The sequence below is a fragment of the Methylobacterium sp. AC832 genome (assembly GCF_979256025.1).
In genome coordinates, this window is record NZ_CEEDMV010000003.1 from 14,659 (window position 1) to 35,049 (window position 20,391).

The window sequence follows — 20,391 nt, forward strand, 5'->3', positions numbered from 1 at the left end:
GACTGTGCGCAGCCCGGCAGCCAAACACGAACCTTCGCCACAGCAAAGCTTGGGCGCATTCCGGGGATCATCAATATTCGCCGGCCGATCTCAATCATGCGCTCGTGAAATCATCGGCTGCAGAGGGGGCAAACCACGTAAGGCGCTCGATCACTCGCTAAACCGAGTGAACGGTTTTGCCACGTTCGACGTTTCGATGGCTCGAAAGCTATGGGAGAAACGTCCATGACGAAATTCGGACTGGGTCTTGCAGCATTACTGTTCTCGACATCTGTCTTCGCGCAAGGCGCGGCAGTCGGGGGATCGACCGGTACAGGCGCGGGATCGGCAGGCGCCGGCGCGCGCGAAAGCGTCGAGAGCGGGCAGGGCGGTCGCGGCGGGGCCGCGAATGCCGAACGGGGCGGGGCGCAGCGCGCAACGGAAAGCCGCGACGCGAGCTCGGCGCGACAGGAATCCTCCAGCCGCGATTCGGCCGGGCGCGAATCACGGAACCAGGACATGACCCGCCAGGGCGGGCGGGACGGCGGAGACCGTCAGGGCATGCGCGACGAGGGCCGGTCGATGCGGACCGAGTCCGAGGGACGCATGAGCCGCGACCGGAACGAGGTGAGAGAGAGCCGCAGCATCGAGCGGAACACGACCCGCGTCAGCGGCCGCTTCGACGGGGGCCAGCGTTCCGGCCGGTACGTGACGATTCGCGGGCAGAGGGTCGTCTACGGATCGCCGCAATACCGCCGGCTCGTGGTCGTCGAGCGCCGGGGCGGGGATCGTTATGTCCAGAACGGCCGCCGGCGCTTCGTGACGATCCGGGGTCAGCGCGTCGTCTACGGCTCGCCGGAATATCGGCGCCTCGTCACGATTCACCAGACGGGTTCGCGTCGATCCGGCGGGCGCTACGTGGTCATCCGCGGCCAGCGCGTTGTCTACGGCTCACCCGAATATCGGCGTCTCACCATCACCACCGCGCGGAGCGGTCGTGACAGCGTTTCGGTGAGCGGCCGCACCACCGAGCGCTACCGCGGCGGCGAGGAGCGGGTGTCCGGCCGCGCGACGGTGCGTAGCGAAGGCGGCATGCGTCGCGACGGCAATCGTGGCGGCGAGGCCGATCGTACGGTCGGCATGCAGCGGAACGAGACCGAGCGCGGCGGCATGCGCAATGCCGGCCGCGAAGGTGGCCAGGCGGGCGGCCAGGAGGGCGGCATCCGCAACGCGGCCGAGCGCGGCGACAACGGTGCCATGAAGCCGGCCGGCATGAACGGCCGGAGCGGTGGCGCGGAGCGCGGCAGAGGCGAGGGGGGCAGAAGCGAGGGGGGCATGCCGGGCGGACGCAACTGATCCGCACGCGCCTCCGACGATAGTATGACGGCGATGGGGAGGGGTCACATCGTGACGCCTCCCCTTTCCTCGTGACCGGCTTTCGGCCGGTGGCCGTCTCAGACGAAGTGCTTCGACAGTTTCAGCCCCTGGGCCTGATAGTTCGACCCGGCATCCGTGCCGTAGAGAGTGGCGGGCCGCTCGGCCATGCGCTCGTAGACGAGGCGGCCGACGATCTGGCCGTCCTCCAGCAGGAAGGGCACATCGCGCGAGCGCACTTCCAGCACGGCCCGCGCCCCGGCGCCGCCCGCGGCGGCAAAGCCGAAGCCGGGGTCGAAGAAGCCGGCGTAATGGACCCGGAATTCACCCACCAGCGGATCGAACGGCACCATTTCGGCGGCGAAATCCGGCGGCACCTGCACCGCTTCCTTGGAGGCGAGGATGTAGAATTGGCCGGGATCGAGGATCAGCGCGCCCGAGCCGTCGGCGGCCAGCGGCTCCCAGAACTCCGCGATGGCGTGCCGGCCCGGCGCGTCCACATCGACGAGGCCGGTATGGCGCTTGGCGCGATAACCGATGAGCCCTTCGAACCCGGCGAGGTCCACCGAGACGGCGATGCCGCCCTGGAAGGACGGGTTGGCCGAAGCGACCAGAGGGGTCGCCGTATGCAGCGCAGCGAGTTCGGCATCGGACAGGCGCGGCTCACCGCGACGGAAGCGGATTTGCGACAGGCGTGAGCCGGTGCGGACGCGGACCGGGAAGGTGCGGGGCGAGATTTCGGCATAGAGCCGGCCCTGGTAGCCCGCCTCGACCTGATCGAAAGCCTGGCCCCGGTCGGTGATGACGCGGGTGAATACGTCGATGCGGCCGGTGGAGCTTTTCGGATTGGCGCTGGCCGCCACGTCCGCCGGAAGCGCCAGCGTCTCCTGCAATTCGGCGATGTAGACGCAGCCGGTCTCCAGCACCGCACCCCGCGTCAGGTCGATCTCGTGAAGGGCGAAGGCCTCGATACAGGCCGAGACCGGCCGGCTACCGGGCAGGAAACTCGTGCGGACCCGGAAAGCGCGAGACCCCAGGCGCAGGTCGAGGCTGGCCGGCTGGACCTGATCCACCGCGAAAGGGGTTTCGGGGAGAATGGCACCGGCCGCATGCAAAGCCTGGATGCCCTGCGCGGCCAGGATGCCGCCGGAACGCGAGCTTATAGAAGGCGGGCTTGCAGAAGGAGAGGGGCCCGGTCGTGCCGTGTCCTGCTTGGTATCCGGCATGGTCTCGCGTCGCCCGCTCCGAACTGGGCCACCGCCCCCGGCTGGGGATCGCGACTGCCGCATGGTTTCGCACAGTCTCTCGCGTATCCTCTAAGGGTCCCTTAACCCTCCTCGTCCCTGCCGATCCGCAACACGATCCAGGCGACCACCAGACGGGCGATGGCCCCCATGGCGATCAGGCCCGCCAGCGCGCTGGCCAACGGCGGAAAGCCTGCGGGCCACAGTAGGAGCACGACGGCGAAGAGCACGGCCCCGAGGCCTGCCGCCGGGCCGAAGGCGAGAACCACGGACGGCAAGCCGGCGATTCGGGGCGCGGGGCCGCGTCGGGCCAGGAGTGCGCCCGCCAGCAGGGCGAGACCGTCGAGCAGGAGCGCGCCGCCCAGGGCCAGGGCCGGCCAGCCGTTCCGCTCCGGCATGGTGAAGGCGAAGGCACCGGCGAGACCCGCGATCGCGAGGCTGGCGAGAACCGCACGGCCTGGAGACGGCGCCGGCCGGTGCGAGAGGGTCTCCTCGACCACGGGACACGACCTTCCGATTGGAGCGGGCTATCCCGCATTCAGCACGATTGACGCAATTTCGCCCGGGACGTACCACGGCGAAAAGGCTATGTCGCTTCGGGTGGGCGACGGTACGGGAGGCTTTGAAGGCGATGTACAAGGCCCAGACGCGCGGCATCAGCGTGACCGTCCAGCCCCGCTTCGTCGAGGAGGAATCCTCCCCCGACGAAAGCCGGTATTTCTTCGCCTACACCGTCGAGATCGTGAATAACGGCTCCGAGCAGGTCCAGCTGCGTTCGCGCCACTGGCGCATCGTCGATGGGCGCGGCGAGACCCAGGAGGTGCGCGGCGCCGGCGTCGTCGGCAAGCAGCCCGTTCTCGGCCCCGGCGAGTCGTTCAGCTATACCAGCGGTTGCCCGCTCACCACGCCCGACGGCCTGATGGCCGGCAGCTACACCATGTCCACCACCGCTGGTGAGAGCTTCGAGGCCGAGATCCCCGCCTTCTCCCTCGATTCGCCGCACGTCCGCCGCAGCGTCCACTAAGCAGGTTCACGTTGGCAGGCCAACGCTTCACCCTGCTTCGGTTTTTGCCCTGACGCAGGTTTTTGCCACAAAACCGGGGGCCAACTTTTGCGAAACCTGCTTAGGCCGATGTCGGGTGGCGGAGAACGGTTGAGCACGCTCGACCTGCTGGCGCGCCTCGTCGCCTTCGACACGGAGAGTTCGCGCTCCAACCTCGCGCTCATCGACAGCGTCTGCGCCTATCTCGACGGCTGGGGCGTGAGCCATGTGCGCATCCCCAATGAAGCGGGCGACAAGGCGGCGATCTTCGCCACGATCGGCCCGAAGATGGATGGCGGCATCGTCCTGTCCGGCCATACCGACGTGGTGCCGGTGACGGGACAGGCCTGGACCACCGATCCTTTCACCCTGCGGGTCGCCGATGGGCGGGCCTACGGGCGCGGCTCCGTGGACATGAAGGGCTTCTGCGCCCTGGCGCTGGCAGCCGTCCCGGACATGCTCGCCGCCGACCTCAAGCGGCCGATCCACATCCTGCTTTCCTACGACGAGGAGACCACGTGTCTCGGCGTCGCCGACACCATCGCCTGGTTCGGCAAGGATCTCCCCCGGCCGGGGGCGGTGATCGTGGGCGAGCCTACCGATCTCGACGTAGCCGACGCCCATAAGAGCATCGTCACCTATTTCACCACCGTCCACGGCCACGAGGCGCATTCCGCCAAGCCCATGCTCGGCGCCAATGCGGTGATGGCGGCGGCCGAGCTCGTCTCCGAATTGAACCGCATCGCCGACGCGATGATCGAGCGCGGTGACGTATCGGGACGCTTCGACCCGCCCTCCACCACCGTGCATGTGGGCACGATCTCCGGTGGGACGGCGCGCAACATCCTGCCCAAGGTCTGCACCTTCCACTGGGAGTTCCGCGGCCTGCCCGATCTCGACATGGCCGAGATCCCGGCCCTGTTCGCGGCCAAGGTCGAGACGGTGCTGAAGGACCGGCTCAACCGCTACGGCGATTACGGGCGGATCGAGACCGTCGAAGAGGTGGCGGTGCCGGGCCTCGCCCCCGAGCCGGGCTCGGAGGCCGAGCGGCTGGCCTTGCGGGTGGCGGGTCGCAACCACACCATCTCCGTCTCCTACGCCACCGAGGCGGGACGCTTCCAGAAGGCGGGCATACCCACCGTCGTCTGCGGCCCCGGCTCCATCGACCAGGCCCACCAGCCGGACGAGTACATCACCCTTGCCGCCCTCGAGGCCGGCGAGGCGTTCATGCGCCGTCTCATCTCGGAATGCGTCGTAACTCCATGAGCAAGTTCGCTCCCCGTACCATCGCGGCCGACGGCCCGGTGAAGCTCCGCCCGCTGGAGCGCGAAGACCTGATGTTCGTGCATCAGCTCAACAACAACGACAGCATCATGCGCTACTGGTTCGAGGAGGCCTACGAGTCCTTCGCCGAACTGGCGCAGCTCTACGAACGCAACATCCATAACCAGACCGAGCGGCGCTTCATCATCGCCAATTCGGAGGGCGCGCCGGCCGGCCTCGTGGAGTTGGTGGAGATCAACCACCTGCACCGGCGCTGCGAATTCCAGATCGCGATCCATCCGGCCTTCCAGGGCCAGGGCTACGCCCCGCGCGCCACCCGCATCGCCATGGATTACGCCTTCAGCGTCCTCAACATCCACAAGCTCTACCTGCACGTGGACAAGGACAATGCCCGCGCCGTCCGCATCTACGAGCGTTGCGGCTTCGTGCCCGAAGGCATCCTGAAGGACGAGTTCTTCGTCAACGGCAAGTATCGCGACGCGGTACGGATGTGCTTGTTCCAGCCCGCCTACCTCGCCCGACGCGGCAGCGGCGATATTTCGGAGCCGGTGCTGAAGTCGTAGCCGTCGATCCTGGAAGGTCACTTACCGGCCTCGTGCGATCGCCTCGGCAGCGATCCGCGCTCAGGCAATGGCGAAAAACACAGCCAGCGCCCGCGTCACCGCCAGCATCGTCTCGGCATCGAGATAGCCGATCCGTGCGCCGATCTTCTCACGCTTCACCGACATGGCCTTGTCCACCATGACCTGTGAGCGCTTCTTCAAGCCATTGGCCTCAGTCGGCTCGACGGTCGTGCGGATCAGGGGAGCCTCGGCCAGCGTGCCGGATATCAGCAGGACCGTGACCGTGCCGGTCTCAGCGAACGCGTCCGATTGGATGATGAGGGCTGGACGAGGTTTGCCGAAATCGCCGGGCATGGCGATGGTGACGAGATCGCCCCGCTTCATGCCTCGCGCTCAGGGAGCATATCGACGAGCGCGGCCTCCATGAAGGCATCCAGTTCCCGATCGGCCGCATCTGTCGCCGCGACGACCCGAGCCTGTCGCGCGCATTCTTCGGCGAAGCCCGCCCTTCGGGTGTCGGGCACCCAGATTTGAATGGGCCGGAGGCCAGCCGCCCGGAGCGCATCACGACGCTTGCTGACACGCTGACCGACAGTTGCCGACATGACGAGTCCTTTCCCGAGTCGTTACATGTAACGTAGGCTCCGCATGCGATCATGCCAAGGGGCCAGGACAGTGACGGACCGCCGGTCGTCGGTCTCAGCCAAAATCAGCGGCCGCGCGGTCGAGCAGCCATGTCAAGTTGCCGATGCTCGAGATGTGGCGCGCGGGCAGATCCTCTCCCTTGGCGACGCGCGCGAGGGGATCGCGCTTGCCGGCCCCCGTCACCAGGACGAGAAGCTGGCGTGAGGAGGCGAGGACCGGGAAGGTGAGGGTGATGCGTGGCACGAACGGTGCGAGCCCGGCCTCCGGGACCGGCGCCACCCAGGCCTGACGCTCAGCGAGCGCGGGCTTGCCCGGGAACAGCGACGCGGTGTGTCCGTCCTCACCGATCCCAAGAAGGACGAGATCGAAGAGCGGGCGGGCGGGGTCGAGTTCGTCGGCGCCGTAGAAGCCCTTCAGGGTCTCGGCATAGGCGGAGGCCGCCGAGTCCAGCGTCCCGTCGGTGGGAATACCGTGGAGATGGCCTTCTGGGATCGGGGCGTCCCCGAACGCCGCGCGGGCCATGTGCATGTTGCTGGCCTCATCGGTCCAGGGCACGAACCGGTCGTCGCCGAAGAACCAGTGCAGCCGGTCCCAGGGGAGGGCACCGACATAGTCGGGTCCGCCCAGCAGGGTGTAGAGCCGCTTCGGCGTGGACCCGCCGGAGAGGCAGATGGCGATGCGCTCCTGCTTGCTCTCGGCGCAGAGGGTCACGAGGCGGTCCGCCGCCGCGCGGGCGACGCTCTCGCCATCAGGAAAGATTTCCGCGTTGTTCGGTAGCGGGATCATGCGGCGACGCGTCCTCCTGGTCTGGTCCTCTATCGCCCGTCCGGCAGGCTATATCGCCTGCACGACAGGCTATTTCGGTTCGACGTGGCCGCCGAAGCCCTTGCGCATGGCCGACAGCAGCTTGTCCGCGTAGGAGGCGTCCTCGCGGGAGCGGAAGCGGGCATAGAGGGCGGCGGAGAGCACATTGGCCGGCACCGATTCCTCGATGGCCGCGTTCAGGGTCCAGCGCCCCTCGCCGGAATCGGCGACGAAGCCGGAGAAGCCGTCCAGGGCCTCGTTGCCCGCCAGCGCCCCCGCCGTGAGGTCGAGGAGCCAGGACGAGACCACGCTGCCGCGCCGCCACACTTCGGCGATGTCGCCGATATTGAGGTCGAAGCGCTGGTCCTCGGCCAGATCCTTCGAATTGGCGTGTTTCAGGATGTCGAATCCCTCGGCATAGGCCTGCATCAGCCCGTACTCGATGCCGTTATGGACCATCTTGACGAAATGCCCGGCGCCGCTCGGCCCGGCATGGATGTAGCCTTCCTCGGCGCGGGCGTCGCGGCCCTCGCGACCCGGCGTCTTCGGGATGGTGCCGACGCCCGGTGCCAGGGTCTTGAAGATCGGATCGAGCCTGTCGAGGGCGTCGTTGCTCCCCCCGATCATCATGCAATAGCCGCGCTCCAGGCCCCAGACGCCACCCGACGTGCCGACATCGACGTAGTGGATGCCCTTCGGCTTCAGGGTGGCCGCCCGCCGGATGTCGTCCTTGTAGAAGGAATTGCCGCCGTCGATGATGACGTCGTCCGGCTGCATGAGGTCGCCGAGCTGCGCCACCGTGGCCTCGGTGATCGCGCCCGCCGGCAGCATCACCCAGGCCGCGCGCGGCACGTCGAGTTTGGAGACGAACTCCTCCAGGCTCGCCGCCCCGGTGGCGCCCTCGGCGATCAGGGCCGCCACGGCCTCCGGGTTCTGATCGAAGACCACGGCCGTGTGCCCGTCCCGCAGGAGGCGGCGGACGATGTTGCCGCCCATCCGGCCGAGGCCGATCATGCCGAGTTGCATTGGGGATCTCCGTTGCTTTCCCCTCCCCCTTGTGGGGAGGGGTCAGAGGTGGGGGTCGTGCCGCTTGCCTCAGGAGAAAGAGGGTCACCTAAACACCCCCACCTCCGGCTCCTCCCCACAAGGGGGAGGAGAGGGCCTCAGATCACGCCAAAGCCGCCTTGATCGCCGCCGCGATGCGCTTCAGCCCGGCGTCCACATCGCCGCCCTTGATGTGGACGCGCAGGGCCCGGCGGCCGCGCTCGGCCAGGACCGCGAAATCGCCCCGCGCCTGGGCCGCCACCACGGTGCCGAAGCCCAGCGCCCGGCCGGGGATCGCGAGATCCTCCGACGGGTCGGCGGTGATCTGCAGGAACACGCCGGTATCCGGCCCGCCCTTGTAGGCCTGTCCCGTGGAGTGGAGGAAGCGCGGCCCGAATTCGAGGCAGGTCGCGATCTTGCGCTTGTCGCGCAGAGCGATGCGCGCCTCCTGCAGGATGGCGTGGTGCGCCTCGTTACGGGCGACGTAAGCCAGCAGCGCGGCGTAGTCGCCGTCCTTGATCCGCGCGAGATGGGCCTTCAGTGCCGCCTCGAACCCCTCTCCAGTCTGCGGCAGCGCTCCGGCATTGGCCGGGTCCGCGTAGAGGGCGATGGTCTCGTCTTCGAAGAGCGGCGTCTCGGAGGGCAGCGAACCGCTTTTCTCGGCGGCGTCGAACAGCTTCTTCGTCTCGATCTTGCTGGCTTCCACGTCCGGCTGGTCGAACGGGTTGATGCCGAGCAGCGCGCCGGCGACGGCGGTCGCCATCTCGAAGCGGAAGAATTCCTGCGGCAGCTGTTCCTCGTTCACCATGGTGATGTGGGCGACGGGGTGGCCCTCGCGCTCCAGGCTGCGTACGGCCTCGTCCTGCTGCGCGTCCGCCCGGTTGTCGAGACGCAGATAGACGAAGAAGCGGTCGCGGCCATAAACCGCCGGCACGCCGACCGGCTCGCCGTCGACGGGGATGAGGCCCTTGCCGTCCTTGCCGGTGGATTCGGCGATGAGCTGCTCGGCCCAGGCCCCGAACGTGTCGATGCCCGGCGAGGCGATGAACGTCACCTTGTCGCGGCCATCGTGTAGGGCAGCCGCCGCCATGGCGGTGCCCAGAAGGACACCGGGGTTCTGGGCCGGCGGCACGGCCGGGCCGCAGGAGCGGACCATGGTCCGCGCCGTGTCGAGGAAGTCCTTCACGTCGATGCCGGACGCCGCAGCAGGCACCAGTCCGAAGGCGGAGAGCACCGAATAGCGCCCGCCGATCTGCTTCACCCCATAGAAGATCCGGCGGAAATTGTCGGCCTTGGCCGCCGCCTCCATGGCCGAGCCGGGATCGGTGACGGCCACGAAATGCGCCCCGGCCCGCTCACCGACCAGAGCCTTCATCCGGCCGAGGAAGTAATCGCGGAACACGTTGGGCTCGAGGGTGGAGCCGGATTTCGAGGCGACGATGAACAGCGTCGTCTCGAGGTTGACCGCGCTTTCCACGGCGCGGACCTGATCGGGATCGGTGGAATCGAGGATGCGCAGCGTCGGGAAACCGTCACGGCTGCCATAGGTCTCGGCCAGCACTTCCGGGCCGAGGCTCGACCCGCCCATGCCGAGGACGACGACGTCGGAGAAGCCGGTCTGGCGGACATCCTCGGCGAAGGCCTGGTATTCGGAGACTCGGGCGAGTTCGTCCTCGACGATGCGAAGCCAGCCGAGCCACTGGTCCTCGTCGGCATTCGACCAGACCGTCTTGTCATGCGCCCAGAGCCGGCGGATCGAGCCCGAGGCGCGCCAGGATTCCACCGCCTTCTTCGCCTCGGCGCCGATGGCATCGCCGAGGATCAGGGTCTGGCCGTCGAGCTTGGCGCCGAGGAAATCGGCGCGCTTGCCCGCCACCGCGCCCAGGAGCTTGTCGGCGGCGTCGATGAAGAGCTGGACGCCTTCCTCCACGAGCTGCTTGGCCACCGCCCCGATATCGATGCCGGCCTTGGCCAGACGGGCCATCACGGCCTCGGCGTCACCGACATTCACCTCGATGGCGGGCTTGACCGTGCCGTGGTCGCGGAACGCATCCATCGTGGCCGGCGGCATGGTGTTGACGGTATCCGGCCCGATCAGCTCCTCGACATAGAGCACATCGGAATAGGCCTTGTTCTTGACGCCGGTGGAGGCCCAGAGCAGGCGCTGCGCCTTGGCGCCCTTCTGCGCGAGCGCCTGCCATTTCGGCTCGGCGAAAATGCGCTTGTAGCGCTGGTAGGCGAGCTTGGCGTTGGCGATGGCCACCTTGCCCTTGAGGGCTTCCAGTTCCGCCTTCTCGTCGGGATCGTTGGCTTCGGCGATCTTGGCGTCGAGGGCCTTGTCCACGGTGACGTCGATACGGCTGATGAAGAAACTCGCCACGCTGGCGACCCTGGAAACGTCGCCGCCCTTGGCGCCAAATTCCTCCAGGCCGGCGATGAAGGCGCGCGCCACCTCTTCGTAGGAATCCTGGCCGAACAGCAGCGTGACGTTGATGCTGATCCCGTCGGCGGTGAGGGCCCGGATCGCCGGGATGCCGGCCGGGGTGGCGGGCACCTTCACCATCAGGTTGTCGCGGGCCACGGTCTTGTGCAGACGGCGGGCCTCGTCGAGGGTCTCCTCGGTGTCGAGGGCGAGATAAGGTGAGACTTCGAGGCTGACATAGCCATCGGCGCCGTCGCTCTGCTCGTAGACGGGGCGCAGCACGTCGGCCGCAGCCTGGATGTCGGCGATGGCACAGCCTTCGTAGAGATCGATGACGCGGGCATCGCCCGCATCCATGACCTCCTTCAGCGCGCCGTCATATTCCGCGGAATCGCCGATCGCCTTCTCGAAGATCGAGGGGTTCGAGGTCACGCCCCGCAGGCCGTCCTCGTCCACCAGCTTCTTGAGGCGTCCATCGGCGATGAAACCGCGGGCCACGAAATCCAGCCACACGGCCTGGCCCTGTTCAGGGAAGAGAGCCTTCAGCGGGTTCATGCAAAAACTCCTCGTCGTCGGTCGTCGTGAGTAGCGCGCGAAAGGCAGCGTCGTTCAGCAATCGTTGTCAGGATGCGCGCCTCTCCTCCCCCTTGTGGGGAGGAGCCGGAGGTGGGGATGGCTCCGCTGGCCTCCGCGGCCCGCGGGTCACCCAACCACCCCCACCCCTGACCTCTCCCCACAAGGGGGAGGGGGACGTGCGTTCCGTCCTTCAGGGAACCCGCGAGACCTACTTCTTGTGCCGCGCGATCTGGTCGCGGGCGGCCTGCAGCACCTTCTCCGGCGTGAAGCCGAACTTGGTCTGCAGATCCTTGATCGGGGCCGAGGACCCGAACGTATGCATGCCGATGATCGCGCCGGCGGAGCCCGCATAGCGGTCCCAGCCGATCACCGAGCCCTGCTCGACGGCGACGCGGGCCAGCACCTCCGGCGTCAGTACCGTGTTGCGGTAGGCTTCGTCCTGACGCTCGAACAGGTCCCAGGACGGCATCGAGACCACGCGGGCCTTGATGCCCTCCGCCGTCAGCGCCTCGTAGGCCGAGACGCAGAGCTGCACCTCGCTGCCCGTGCCGATGAGGATGACCTCCGGCGTACCGTCGCAATCGGCCAGCACGTAGCCGCCCTTCGCGACACCGGCGGCGCTGCCGTACTTGGTCCGGTCGAAGGTCGGCAGCGGCTGGCGGCTCAAGGCCAGCACCGCCGGCTGATCCTTCAACCCCATGATGACCCGGTAGGCTTCCGCCACCTCGTTGGCATCCGCCGGACGCAGGGTCACGAGGCCGGGGATGGCGCGGAGCGTCAGGAGCTGCTCCACCGGCTGGTGGGTGGGGCCGTCCTCGCCGACGCCGATCGAATCGTGCGTGAAGACGTGGAAGACCGGCAGCTCCATCAGCGAGGCAAGGCGGATCGGCGGGCGCATATAATCGGCGAAGACCAGGAAGGTCGCTCCATAGGCCCGCAGGCCGACGAGGCCGAGGCCGTTGACGATCGACCCCATGGCGTGTTCGCGGACGCCGAAATGGATGTTGCGTCCACCCGGCTCGAAGGGCGAGAGCGTACCGGCCCCCTCGAATTCGAGCTTGGTCTTGTTGGAGGGGGCCAGATCCGCCGAGCCGCCGAGCAGGTGGGGCACGTTCTTGGCGATGGCGTTGAGCACCTTGCCGGAGGATTCGCGGGTGGCCATGCCCTTGGCGTCGGCCGGGAAGACCGGGATGTCCTTGTCCCAGCCCTCTGGCAGGCGGCCCGTGAGGAGGGCGTCGATCTCTTCGGCCAGGGCCGGATCGGAGGCCTTGGCCTCGGCCATGAAGCCCTCCCAAGTGGCGAACAGCTCGGCGCCGCGCTGGCCGATTCCGCTACGGAAGTTCTCGATGACGCCGTCCGGCACCAGGAACTGGGAATCCTCGGGCCAGCCATAGGCCCGCTTGGCGCCCTTCACCTCCTCCTCGCCGAGGGCGTCGGAATGGGCTTTCGAGGTGTTCTGCTTCTTGGGCGCGCCGAAGCCGATGATCGAGTTGACGACGATGAGCGTCGGCCGGTCGCTGGATTGGAGGAAGGTCTCCAGGGCGGCGGAAATGGCATGGACGTCGTTGGCGTCGGCCACCCGCAGGACCTGCCAGCCATAGCTGAGGAAGCGCGTCGCCACCTCTTCGGAGAAGGCGAGTTCGGTGTGCCCCTCGATGGTGATCGTGTTGTTGTCGTAGATCCAGCACAGGTTCGACAGGCGCAGATGCCCGGCGATGGAAGCGGCCTCGGCGGCCACGCCCTCCATCAGGTCGCCATCCGAGCAGATCGCGTAGACATTGAAGTCGAACAGCGGCAGGTCGGGGCGGTTCAGGGTCTCGCCAAGGAAGCGGCCGCCCATCGCCATGCCGACGGAATTCGCCACACCCTGGCCGAGCGGCCCGGTCGTGGTCTCGACGCCGGTAGTGAAATGGTATTCCGGGTGCCCCGGCGTCTTGCTGTCGAGCTGGCGGAAGTTCTTGATGTCCTCGATGGTGATGGCCGGCTCGTTGCCGCCATCGGTCTGGGCGACACCGGCGAGGTGCAGCAACCCGTAGAGCAGCATCGAGGCGTGGCCCGCCGAGAGCACGAACCGGTCGCGGTTGGGCCAGTGCGGATGCGCCGGGTCGTAGCGCAGGTAGCGGTTCCACAGGGTGTAGGCGACGGGCGCCAGGGCCATCGGCGCGCCGGCATGGCCGGAATTCGCCTTCTGCACCGCGTCGATCGCCAGGGTACGCAGGGTGTCGATGGAGAGCTTGTCGATCTCGCTCAGTTCACCCTTCGGCTTGGTCTCGGCTCCGCTCATGGTCTCGTCTTCCTACTCTTTACGGGGCTGCGGCGATCAGCTGTGCTGGGCTGCGGCGCCTTCTAGATTTGCGCCACCCTGGCTGGGAGAGCTCGCCTGGCTGGGAGAGTTCGGCTGGCTGGGAGAGTTCGGCTGGCTGGGAGAGTTCGGCTGGCTGGGAGAACTCGCCCGGTTCGGCGATGTGGCCCGGGCGAGGGCAGATTTCTCGCTGCGCTCCCGCGCCGGCCCGCTGGCACGGCTATAGTTCAAAATCGTGTTCACCAACGTGACGTGACTGAACGCCTGGGGGAAATTGCCGACAAGGCGCTTGGCTCCCACGTCGTATTCCTCGGCCACGAGCCCGACATCGTTGCAAACGCCGATGAGGCGTTCGATCAACTCCCGCGCCTCGTGGCAGCGGTCGAGACCGATCAGATTGTCGGCGTACCAGAAGCTGCAGGGCAGGAAAGCCCCCTCGCCGCCGGGCAGACCATCGGTATTGTCATCCTCGGTGTCGTAGCGCAGCACGAACCCGTCGCGCATCAGGTGTTTGCCGATGGCCTCCACCGTGCCGACGACGCGGGGGTCGTCCTGGGGCAGGAAGCCCATATGGGCGATGAGGAGCAGGCTCGCATCGAGGGTCTTGGCCCCGTAATACTGGACGAAGCTATTCAGTTCCTTGTCGAACCCCTTCTCGCAGACCTCCTCGTGGATATGGTCGCGGATCGCGCGCCAACGATCCACGGGGGCGGGCGGCCCGTCGCCCATCTCGAAGGAGCGGATGGCCCGGTCGAAGGCGACCCAGGCCATGACCTTCGAATGGACGAAGTGCCGGCGCCCGCCGCGCACCTCCCAGATGCCTTCGTCGGGCTCGCTCCAAACCTTCTCCAGATGCTCCAGCAGGGCGAGGCCCACGCGCCAGCCATCGGCATCGCCGAGCAGGCCACGCTGGCGGGCCTGGTAGAGCGCGTCGAAGATCTCGCCGTAGACGTCGAGCTGGAACTGGTTGACCGCGGCATTGCCGATCCGCACCGGCTTCGACCCCTCGTAGCCGGGAAGCCAGTCGAGCTCGATTTCGGGCAGGAGACGCTCCCCGGCGATGCCGTAGAGGATGTGGGCCTGTTCCGGATTGCCGGCGACGGCGCGGATCAGCCAGTCGCGCCAGGCCCGCGCCTCGTCGAGAAAGCCGCCATCCATCAGCGCGATGAGGGTGAAGGTCGAATCCCGCAGCCAGCAGAACCGGTAATCCCAGTTGCGTACGCCGCCGAGCTCCTCGGGCAGGGAGGTGGTGGGCGCGGCCACGATCCCGCCCGTCGGCGTGTAGATCAGAGCCTTGAGCGTGAGCAGCGAGCGCTTGAGGATCGCGTCCCAGGGCGTGCCGGACGCGCAGCGGCTCGACCAGTCGCGCCAGTAGCGGTCGGTCTGGAACAGCACCTTGCGCGGCTCGATCGGCGGCGGATCGTCCTCGTGCGAAAGGCCGTAGCTGAGGCAGAACGACTGGCTCTCGCCCTTCGCCACGGTGAAGTCCGAGACCGTGGTCTGGCCGACGCCGTCGAGGGGCGCGCGGGTGCGGAGGACCACCTTATGGGGGCCGGAAATCGCCCGCAGGTCGCCGAGCTCGTTATGGGAGACCCACGGCACCGCGAGCCCATAATCGAAGCGCACCGCCAGGACCATGCGCATGTCGACCGAGCCGGAGAGGCCTTCGACGATGCGCACCATGTGCGACCCGTCATTGGCCGGCATGTAGTCGATCACCCTGGCCTCGCCCGCGGAGGTCACATAGCACGTCTCGAGGACGAGGCTGCCTTCGCGGTAGCGGCGCGTGACCGTGGCCTCGCCATCCACAGGGGACAGTTTCCAGAACCCGTGTTCCTCGGTGCCGAGGAGGGAGGCGAAACAGGCGGCGGAATCGAAACGGGGCCAGCAGAGCCAGTCGATGCTGCCGTCGCGCCCGATGAGCGCAGCGGTGCGGCCATCGCCGACCAGCGCGTAATCCTCGATCCGTCCCGCCATGCCCATCCTTGCCGCCGGGCCCCCGCGGCAATGCGGTCGTCGCGCCCGTCTCGTCGACGAAGGCTCACCTAGTCCCCGACAGGGGGAGAATCCAGCGGCAAAGCTCTGAAAGACTGGCCGGACCGGCCCGAAACCGCGCGTGCCCCGCAGCGCGGTGCGATCAGGGCTGCAACGGCAGGCGGTCGACGAGCCCGGTCACAACACTGCCGAGGGCCATGGCCTCGGCGCCCACCGCCGCGCTCTGGGTGCCGACGAAGCTGCCGGCACGGGTGATCGCGGAGATGGCCGGCGCGAAGGGCAGGGCGAGATGGGGAATGAGTTCCTCGTCCGCCTCGGCCTCCACCCGGAACGGCTCGGGCGAGATGGCGGCCTTCGCGGCGACGACCGACGGGACCCGGTTGGCGTCCGGTCTCGTCGCTTCGGTCTTCGCCATTTCGGACCGCGCGGAATCGGACCGGCGTTGAGACGGCTTCGCGGCGGCGGTGCGGGATGTCGCACGACGCGGCGCGATGCTGGCGGTCGTGGTCACCGTATCGCGCAGCGGAAACTGATCACGGAAGGCGAAAGCGGCCGGGACGAAGGCCGTACCCAGATCGGCGGTCTCGATCGGCCTCGCCTGCGCCGTCCGGCTCTCCATCTCGACGATCCGCGTGCTGGCGGGCGTCTCGGGAATGGGCGCGGAGGGCGTCTGGCAGAGGAAGGAGGCGGCGGACACGATCACCGCGACGACGATCGTCGGCAGGAGGGGAAGTGCCATGCCGGTCCCCGCCTCGGAGGCGAGGGCGTTCTCGACAGGCTGCGATATGCGGCACTCCACCATCCGAACACCTCACCCCGACCTTCGACATCGCCATAAGCGCCCGCGTTTGCGGCGGAAGCTGGGCCATTTCCTTTCCCGAACGTATCGAAAGGTACCTGAACCGACGATTTGGCCACGGACTTTTTCGGCGATGCCGATTTTCGGGTAGATCCGTGCGGTCGCGCGCTGTGTTAGGTACGCCTCTTGCCCGTTCCCGCCGGCACGAACCGGCCGTCCCGCCCCCCATTGGGCTCCGATGACAGAACCTTCCTTCACCGTCGCCGTGATCGATCCGAGCCGGGCCCGCGCCGCGATCCTCGAAGAGGGCCTGCGCGCCGCCGGAATCGCGGATGTGGTCATCATCCCCGACACCGCCGACCTGCCGGCGCAGGTGGCCGCCCTCAATCCCGACGTGGTGGTGATCCACCTGGAGAGCCCCAGCCGAGACATCCTCGAACAGATGTCGGGCCTGTCCCGCCATGTGGAGCGGCCGGTGGCGATGTTCGTCGACCGCTCGGACGCGCCGATGATGCAGGCGGCGGTGGATGCCGGCATCTCGGCCTATGTGGTGGACGGGCTGCACCCCCAGCGCATCCGGTCGATCCTCGACATCGCCATCCTGCGGTTCCAGGCCTTCGCCCGGCTGCAGCGGGAATTGGTGGAGGCGCGGGGCGAACTCGCCGACCGGAAGATCGTGGAGCGCGCCAAGGGCATCCTCATGGCCGCCCGCTCCCTGAGCGAGGAGGAGGCCTACAAGCTGATGCGGCGCAAGGCCATGAACGAGAAGAGCAAGATCGCCGACATCGCCCGCGCCATCGTCACAACGGCGGACCTGTTCGGATGAGGCTCGCGCTCGGATACGTCCCCCTCGTGGATGCCGCGAGCCTGATCGCTGCGGCGGAGCTCGGCTTCGCACGGGCCGAGGGGCTCACCTTCGACCTCGTGCGCGAGCCCTCCTGGGCGACCCTGCGCGACAAGCTGGCGGTGGGCCATCTCGATGGCGCGCATATGCTTGCGCCCCTCGCCATCGCCAGCGCGCTCGGGCTGAGCGGGCCGCAGACCCGGCTTTGCGTACCCATGGCACTCAACCTCAACGGCAACGCCATCACGGTGTCCTGCCCCCTGTGGGAGGCGATGGAGGCCGCGGACGACGAGGTGGACACAGTTGCCGCCGCTTTCGCGCGCATCGCCCTGCGGCGGGAGCGGGAGGGACGGCCCCTGACGTTGGGAACGGTACATCCGTTCTCCAGCCACACCTACCAGCTCCGGATCTTCGCCGAGCGCGGCGGCCTCGACCTCGACACGCAGACGCGCCTCGTCGTGATCCCGCCGCCACAGATCGCCGAGGCGCTGCGGCGAGAACTGATCGACGGGTTCTGCGTCGGCAGCCCCTGGAACAGCGTCGCCGTGGCGGAGGGGTATGGCCGCATCGCGGTCCTCGGCAGTGAACTCCTGCCCGATTGCCCGGAAAAGGTTCTGGCCCTGCCGGAATCCGAGGCGTCGCGCTGCGCCCCCCTGGTGCGGGCCCTCGACCGCGCCGGGCGCTGGTGCGCCGATCCTGGCAACAGCGCCGAACTCGCCTCCCTCCTTTCGCGCGATGGCTATCTGAATGTACCGGCGCCGATTCTCGAACGGGCGCTCACGGGGGACGTGGTGGTCGATACCGACGGGCGTCGGCGGCGGGACCCGCATTTCAGCCTGTTCGGCGAGCGGGCGCACCGGCCCGACCCCGCCCATGCGGATTGGTTCATCGGTGAGGCGGAGCGCGCCGGACAGCTTGTCGCCTCCGGCGAGCTTCGCTCCGCCGCCCGCGCGATCTACCGCCCGGACCTGTTCGATGCCGCTCTGAGCGGCTGATTGGGGCCGGACGCCGCTTTTGGCGGCACGACAAGCCTCACGATTGTGCAATGCACGCCCCGCGATCCCAGCCGGGCCGTATGCCCCCCTCGCGCCCTCCGAACCGCCTTCGGCCTTAGAGCCGTTACAAGCTGAGCGGCGTTTGGCACGGAACCTGCTGTGCCTATCCCGCTCGTCAACGGCGACGGGCACGAATGTCGGCAGAGCCGCTGACCCAAGTAACCCGTTGGCGCGCTTTCGCGGCTGCCTTCGGTTGCGTTTGGGCAGCGGTTTTTTTTCGTCTTCGGGTCGACTGCTTAAGCTTCGAGGGATCGAGTTTTCCATGACTGACGGGTTTCAGAACAGCCGCCGCAGCCTCTTGAAGGGCGCCGCCGCGACCTTGTCGCTGGCAGCCCTGGCGCGCACTGCGCTGCCCGGCGGTGCCTTCGCGCAGGGGGCGGGCCCCGAGGTGAAGGGCGCCAAGCTCGGCTTCATCGCGCTCACCGATGCCGGCCCGCTCTTCGTCGCCAAGGAAAAGGGCTTCTTCGCCAAGCACGGCATGCCCGACGTGGAGGTGCTGAAACAGGCGAGCTGGGGCACCACCCGCGACAACCTCGTGCTCGGCTCCGAGGGCAACGGCATCGACGGCGCGCACATCCTGACGCCGATGCCCTACCTCATCAGCGCCGGCCGCGTGACGCAGAACAACGTCCCCGTGCCGATGCAGATCCTGGCCCGGCTCAACACCAACGGCCAGTGCGTCTCGGTGGCCAAGGAGTATCTGGACGCCAAGGTCGCGCTCGATTCCAAGGTGTTCAAGGCCGCGATCGACAAGAAGAAAGCCGCCGGCAAGTCGGTGAAGGCGGCTATGACCTTCCCCGGCGGCACCCACGACCTCTGGATCCGCTACTGGCTCGCCGCCGGCGGGATCGACCCCGACAAGGACATCGAGACCATCGTCGTGCCGCCGCCCCAGATGGTGGCGAACATGAAGGTCGGCACGATGGATTGCTTCTGCGTGGGCGAGCCGTGGAACGCGCAGCTCGTGCAGCAGGGCCTCGGCTATACCGCGCTGACCACCGGCGAATTGTGGAAGGACCATCCGGAGAAGGCGTTCGCCATGCGCGCCTCCTGGGTCGAGAGGAACCCCATCGCCGCCAAGGCCCTGACCATGGCCGTGCTGGAAGCGCAGATGTGGTGCGACAAGCCCGAGAACCGGGACGAGTTCGCCGCCATCGTCGCCAAGCGCCAGTGGATCAACATCCCCGTCGGCGACGTCGCCAGCCGCATGAAGGGCACCATCGATTACGGCGACGGCCGCGTGGTCGAGAACAGCCCCTACGTCATGAAGTTCTTCGCCGACAACGCCTCCTACCCCTACCAGAGCCACGACCTCTGGTTCCTCACCGAGGACATCCGCTGGGGCAAGTTCGACGCGCAGACGGACACCAAGGCGCTCATCGCCAAGGTGAACCGCGAGGATATCTGGCGCGACGCCGCGAAGGCGCTGGGCGTCACCGCGATCCCGAGCTCCACGTCGCGCGGCAAGGAGACCTTCTTCGACGGCAAGGTCTTCGATCCCGCCGATCCCGCCGCCTACCTGTCCAGCCTCGGCATCAAGAGGATCGCGTGATGGCCAACACCTCCACCATCGCCGTGACGGGGACCGCCGCGAAGCCGGCGGCCAAGGCCCCGCGCAAGCCCTTCGTGACCCTGGCGACGTTCCGCCAGATCGCCGTCAACCTGATCCCGCCGATCGTGGTGCTGATCGCCTTCCTGGTGATCTGGGAGCTGCTGTGCTCGCGGCCCACCGCCGGCCTGCCGCCGCCCTCGCGCGTCGTCACCGAGGCGTGGGACATCATCGCCCACCCGTTCTACGACAATGGCGGCACCGACAAGGGCCTGTTCTGGCACATCTATGCCAGCATCCAGCGCGTCGCCTTCGGCTTCGCCCTGGCCACCGTCGTGGGCATCATGGTCGGCACCCTGATCGGCCAGTCGGACTGGGCCATGCGCGGCCTCGACCCGATCTTCCAGGTGCTGCGCACGATCCCGCCGCTGGCCTGGCTGCCGCTCTCCCTCGCGGCGTTCCGCGACGGCCAGCCCTCGGCCATCTTCGTGATCTTCATCACCTCGATCTGGCCGATCATCATCAACACGGCGGTGGGCATCCGCAACATCCCGCAGGATTACCGCAACGTGGCGGCGGTGCTGCGCCTCAACCCGCTCGAATTCTTCGTGAAGATCATGCTGCCCTCGGCGGCTCCCTACATCTTCACGGGGCTTCGCATCGGCGTCGGCCTGTCCTGGCTCGCCATCGTGGCGGCCGAGATGCTCATCGGCGGCGTCGGCATCGGATTCTTCATCTGGGACGCCTGGAACTCGTCGCACATCTCCGAGATCATCGTCGCCCTCGTCTATGTCGGGGTGATCGGGTTCTTCCTCGACCGGTTCGTGGCCTTCATCGGCACCCTCGTCACCCGCGGCGCCACCGCCTGAA

18 protein-coding genes are annotated in these 20,391 nt (G+C 67.8%); 8 read left to right on the plus strand and 10 right to left on the minus strand.

The window, feature by feature from the left end; all coding sequences use genetic code 11:
* The first annotated feature begins 225 nt into the window (after nucleotides 1–225).
* Nucleotides 226–1,335: a hypothetical protein gene (locus tag AC0IXR_RS11610; RefSeq protein ID WP_471760813.1), complete on the plus strand. Its 1,110-nt coding sequence runs from the start codon at nucleotides 226–228 to the stop codon at nucleotides 1,333–1,335.
* A 98-nt stretch (nucleotides 1,336–1,433) separates the two neighbouring features.
* On the opposite strand, the gene AC0IXR_RS11615 is transcribed toward AC0IXR_RS11610, so the two are convergent.
* Together AC0IXR_RS11615 and AC0IXR_RS11620 are read right to left on the minus strand one after the other, a co-directional pair.
* Complete coding sequence (locus AC0IXR_RS11615; RefSeq protein ID WP_471760814.1) at nucleotides 1,434–2,579, minus strand: 2'-deoxycytidine 5'-triphosphate deaminase; 1,146 nt, start codon at nucleotides 2,577–2,579, stop codon at nucleotides 1,434–1,436.
* 101 nt (nucleotides 2,580–2,680) lie between these two features.
* Complete coding sequence (locus AC0IXR_RS11620) at nucleotides 2,681–3,097, minus strand: hypothetical protein (protein ID WP_471760815.1); 417 nt, start codon at nucleotides 3,095–3,097, stop codon at nucleotides 2,681–2,683.
* A 131-nt stretch (nucleotides 3,098–3,228) separates the two neighbouring features.
* On the opposite strand from AC0IXR_RS11620, the gene apaG reads away from it, so the two are divergent.
* From apaG to speG, 3 genes are all read left to right on the plus strand, one after another.
* The gene (gene apaG, locus AC0IXR_RS11625) at nucleotides 3,229–3,621 is read left to right on the plus strand and encodes a Co2+/Mg2+ efflux protein ApaG (protein WP_018044100.1); all 393 of its coding nucleotides are present in this window, start codon (nucleotides 3,229–3,231) and stop codon (nucleotides 3,619–3,621) included.
* A gap of 108 nt (nucleotides 3,622–3,729) precedes the next feature.
* Nucleotides 3,730–4,905 carry an acetylornithine deacetylase gene (gene argE / locus AC0IXR_RS11630; protein WP_471760816.1) on the plus strand — a complete coding sequence of 392 codons (1,176 nt, stop codon included), beginning with the start codon at nucleotides 3,730–3,732 and terminating at the stop codon, nucleotides 4,903–4,905.
* Nucleotides 4,902–5,486, plus strand: a complete 585-nt coding sequence (gene speG, locus AC0IXR_RS11635) for a spermidine N1-acetyltransferase (RefSeq protein WP_207413469.1) — start codon at nucleotides 4,902–4,904, stop codon at nucleotides 5,484–5,486. Before argE ends, speG begins: the two co-directional genes overlap by 4 nt.
* Before the next feature lie 60 nt (nucleotides 5,487–5,546).
* Here speG and AC0IXR_RS11640 read toward each other — a convergent pair whose 3' ends face one another.
* From AC0IXR_RS11640 to AC0IXR_RS11675, 8 genes are all read right to left on the minus strand, one after another.
* Entirely contained in the window at nucleotides 5,547–5,870 is a 324-nt protein-coding gene (locus AC0IXR_RS11640) for a type II toxin-antitoxin system PemK/MazF family toxin (protein ID WP_311275475.1), read from the minus strand.
* The gene (locus AC0IXR_RS11645) at nucleotides 5,867–6,091 is read right to left on the minus strand and encodes an antitoxin MazE family protein (RefSeq protein WP_056427629.1); all 225 of its coding nucleotides are present in this window, start codon (nucleotides 6,089–6,091) and stop codon (nucleotides 5,867–5,869) included. The genes AC0IXR_RS11640 and AC0IXR_RS11645 overlap by 4 nt, the downstream gene beginning before the upstream one ends.
* A gap of 94 nt (nucleotides 6,092–6,185) precedes the next feature.
* On the minus strand, nucleotides 6,186–6,917 hold the full coding sequence (gene pgl, locus AC0IXR_RS11650) for a 6-phosphogluconolactonase (RefSeq protein ID WP_471760817.1): 732 nt from the start codon (nucleotides 6,915–6,917) through the stop codon (nucleotides 6,186–6,188).
* A 69-nt stretch (nucleotides 6,918–6,986) separates the two neighbouring features.
* A complete protein-coding gene (gnd, locus tag AC0IXR_RS11655) occupies nucleotides 6,987–7,961 on the minus strand; it encodes a phosphogluconate dehydrogenase (NAD(+)-dependent, decarboxylating) (RefSeq protein WP_471760818.1) in 975 nt (324 codons plus the stop codon).
* A gap of 142 nt (nucleotides 7,962–8,103) precedes the next feature.
* Complete coding sequence (locus AC0IXR_RS11660; RefSeq protein WP_471760819.1) at nucleotides 8,104–10,956, minus strand: bifunctional transaldolase/phosoglucose isomerase; 2,853 nt, start codon at nucleotides 10,954–10,956, stop codon at nucleotides 8,104–8,106.
* A 229-nt stretch (nucleotides 10,957–11,185) separates the two neighbouring features.
* Complete coding sequence (tkt, locus tag AC0IXR_RS11665; protein WP_056427642.1) at nucleotides 11,186–13,261, minus strand: transketolase; 2,076 nt, start codon at nucleotides 13,259–13,261, stop codon at nucleotides 11,186–11,188.
* A gap of 36 nt (nucleotides 13,262–13,297) precedes the next feature.
* The gene (locus AC0IXR_RS11670; RefSeq protein WP_471760820.1) at nucleotides 13,298–15,256 is read right to left on the minus strand and encodes a glycoside hydrolase family 15 protein; all 1,959 of its coding nucleotides are present in this window, start codon (nucleotides 15,254–15,256) and stop codon (nucleotides 13,298–13,300) included.
* Between the two features lie 160 nt (nucleotides 15,257–15,416).
* Complete coding sequence (locus tag AC0IXR_RS11675; protein ID WP_471760821.1) at nucleotides 15,417–16,013, minus strand: hypothetical protein; 597 nt, start codon at nucleotides 16,011–16,013, stop codon at nucleotides 15,417–15,419.
* A gap of 298 nt (nucleotides 16,014–16,311) precedes the next feature.
* On the opposite strand from AC0IXR_RS11675, the gene AC0IXR_RS11680 reads away from it, so the two are divergent.
* From AC0IXR_RS11680 to ntrB, 4 genes are all read left to right on the plus strand, one after another.
* Nucleotides 16,312–16,899, plus strand: coding sequence for an ANTAR domain-containing response regulator (locus AC0IXR_RS11680; protein ID WP_018044090.1), 588 nt, complete (start codon nucleotides 16,312–16,314; stop codon nucleotides 16,897–16,899).
* Entirely contained in the window at nucleotides 16,896–17,912 is a 1,017-nt protein-coding gene (locus AC0IXR_RS11685) for a CmpA/NrtA family ABC transporter substrate-binding protein (RefSeq protein ID WP_471760822.1), read from the plus strand. Before AC0IXR_RS11680 ends, AC0IXR_RS11685 begins: the two co-directional genes overlap by 4 nt.
* Nucleotides 17,913–18,234: 322 nt before the next feature.
* A complete protein-coding gene (locus AC0IXR_RS11690; protein ID WP_471760823.1) occupies nucleotides 18,235–19,524 on the plus strand; it encodes a CmpA/NrtA family ABC transporter substrate-binding protein in 1,290 nt (429 codons plus the stop codon).
* Nucleotides 19,524–20,390 carry a nitrate ABC transporter permease gene (gene ntrB, locus AC0IXR_RS11695; protein WP_056427657.1) on the plus strand — a complete coding sequence of 289 codons (867 nt, stop codon included), beginning with the start codon at nucleotides 19,524–19,526 and terminating at the stop codon, nucleotides 20,388–20,390. The genes AC0IXR_RS11690 and ntrB overlap by 1 nt, the downstream gene beginning before the upstream one ends.
* Nucleotide 20,391: the final 1 nt, after the last annotated feature.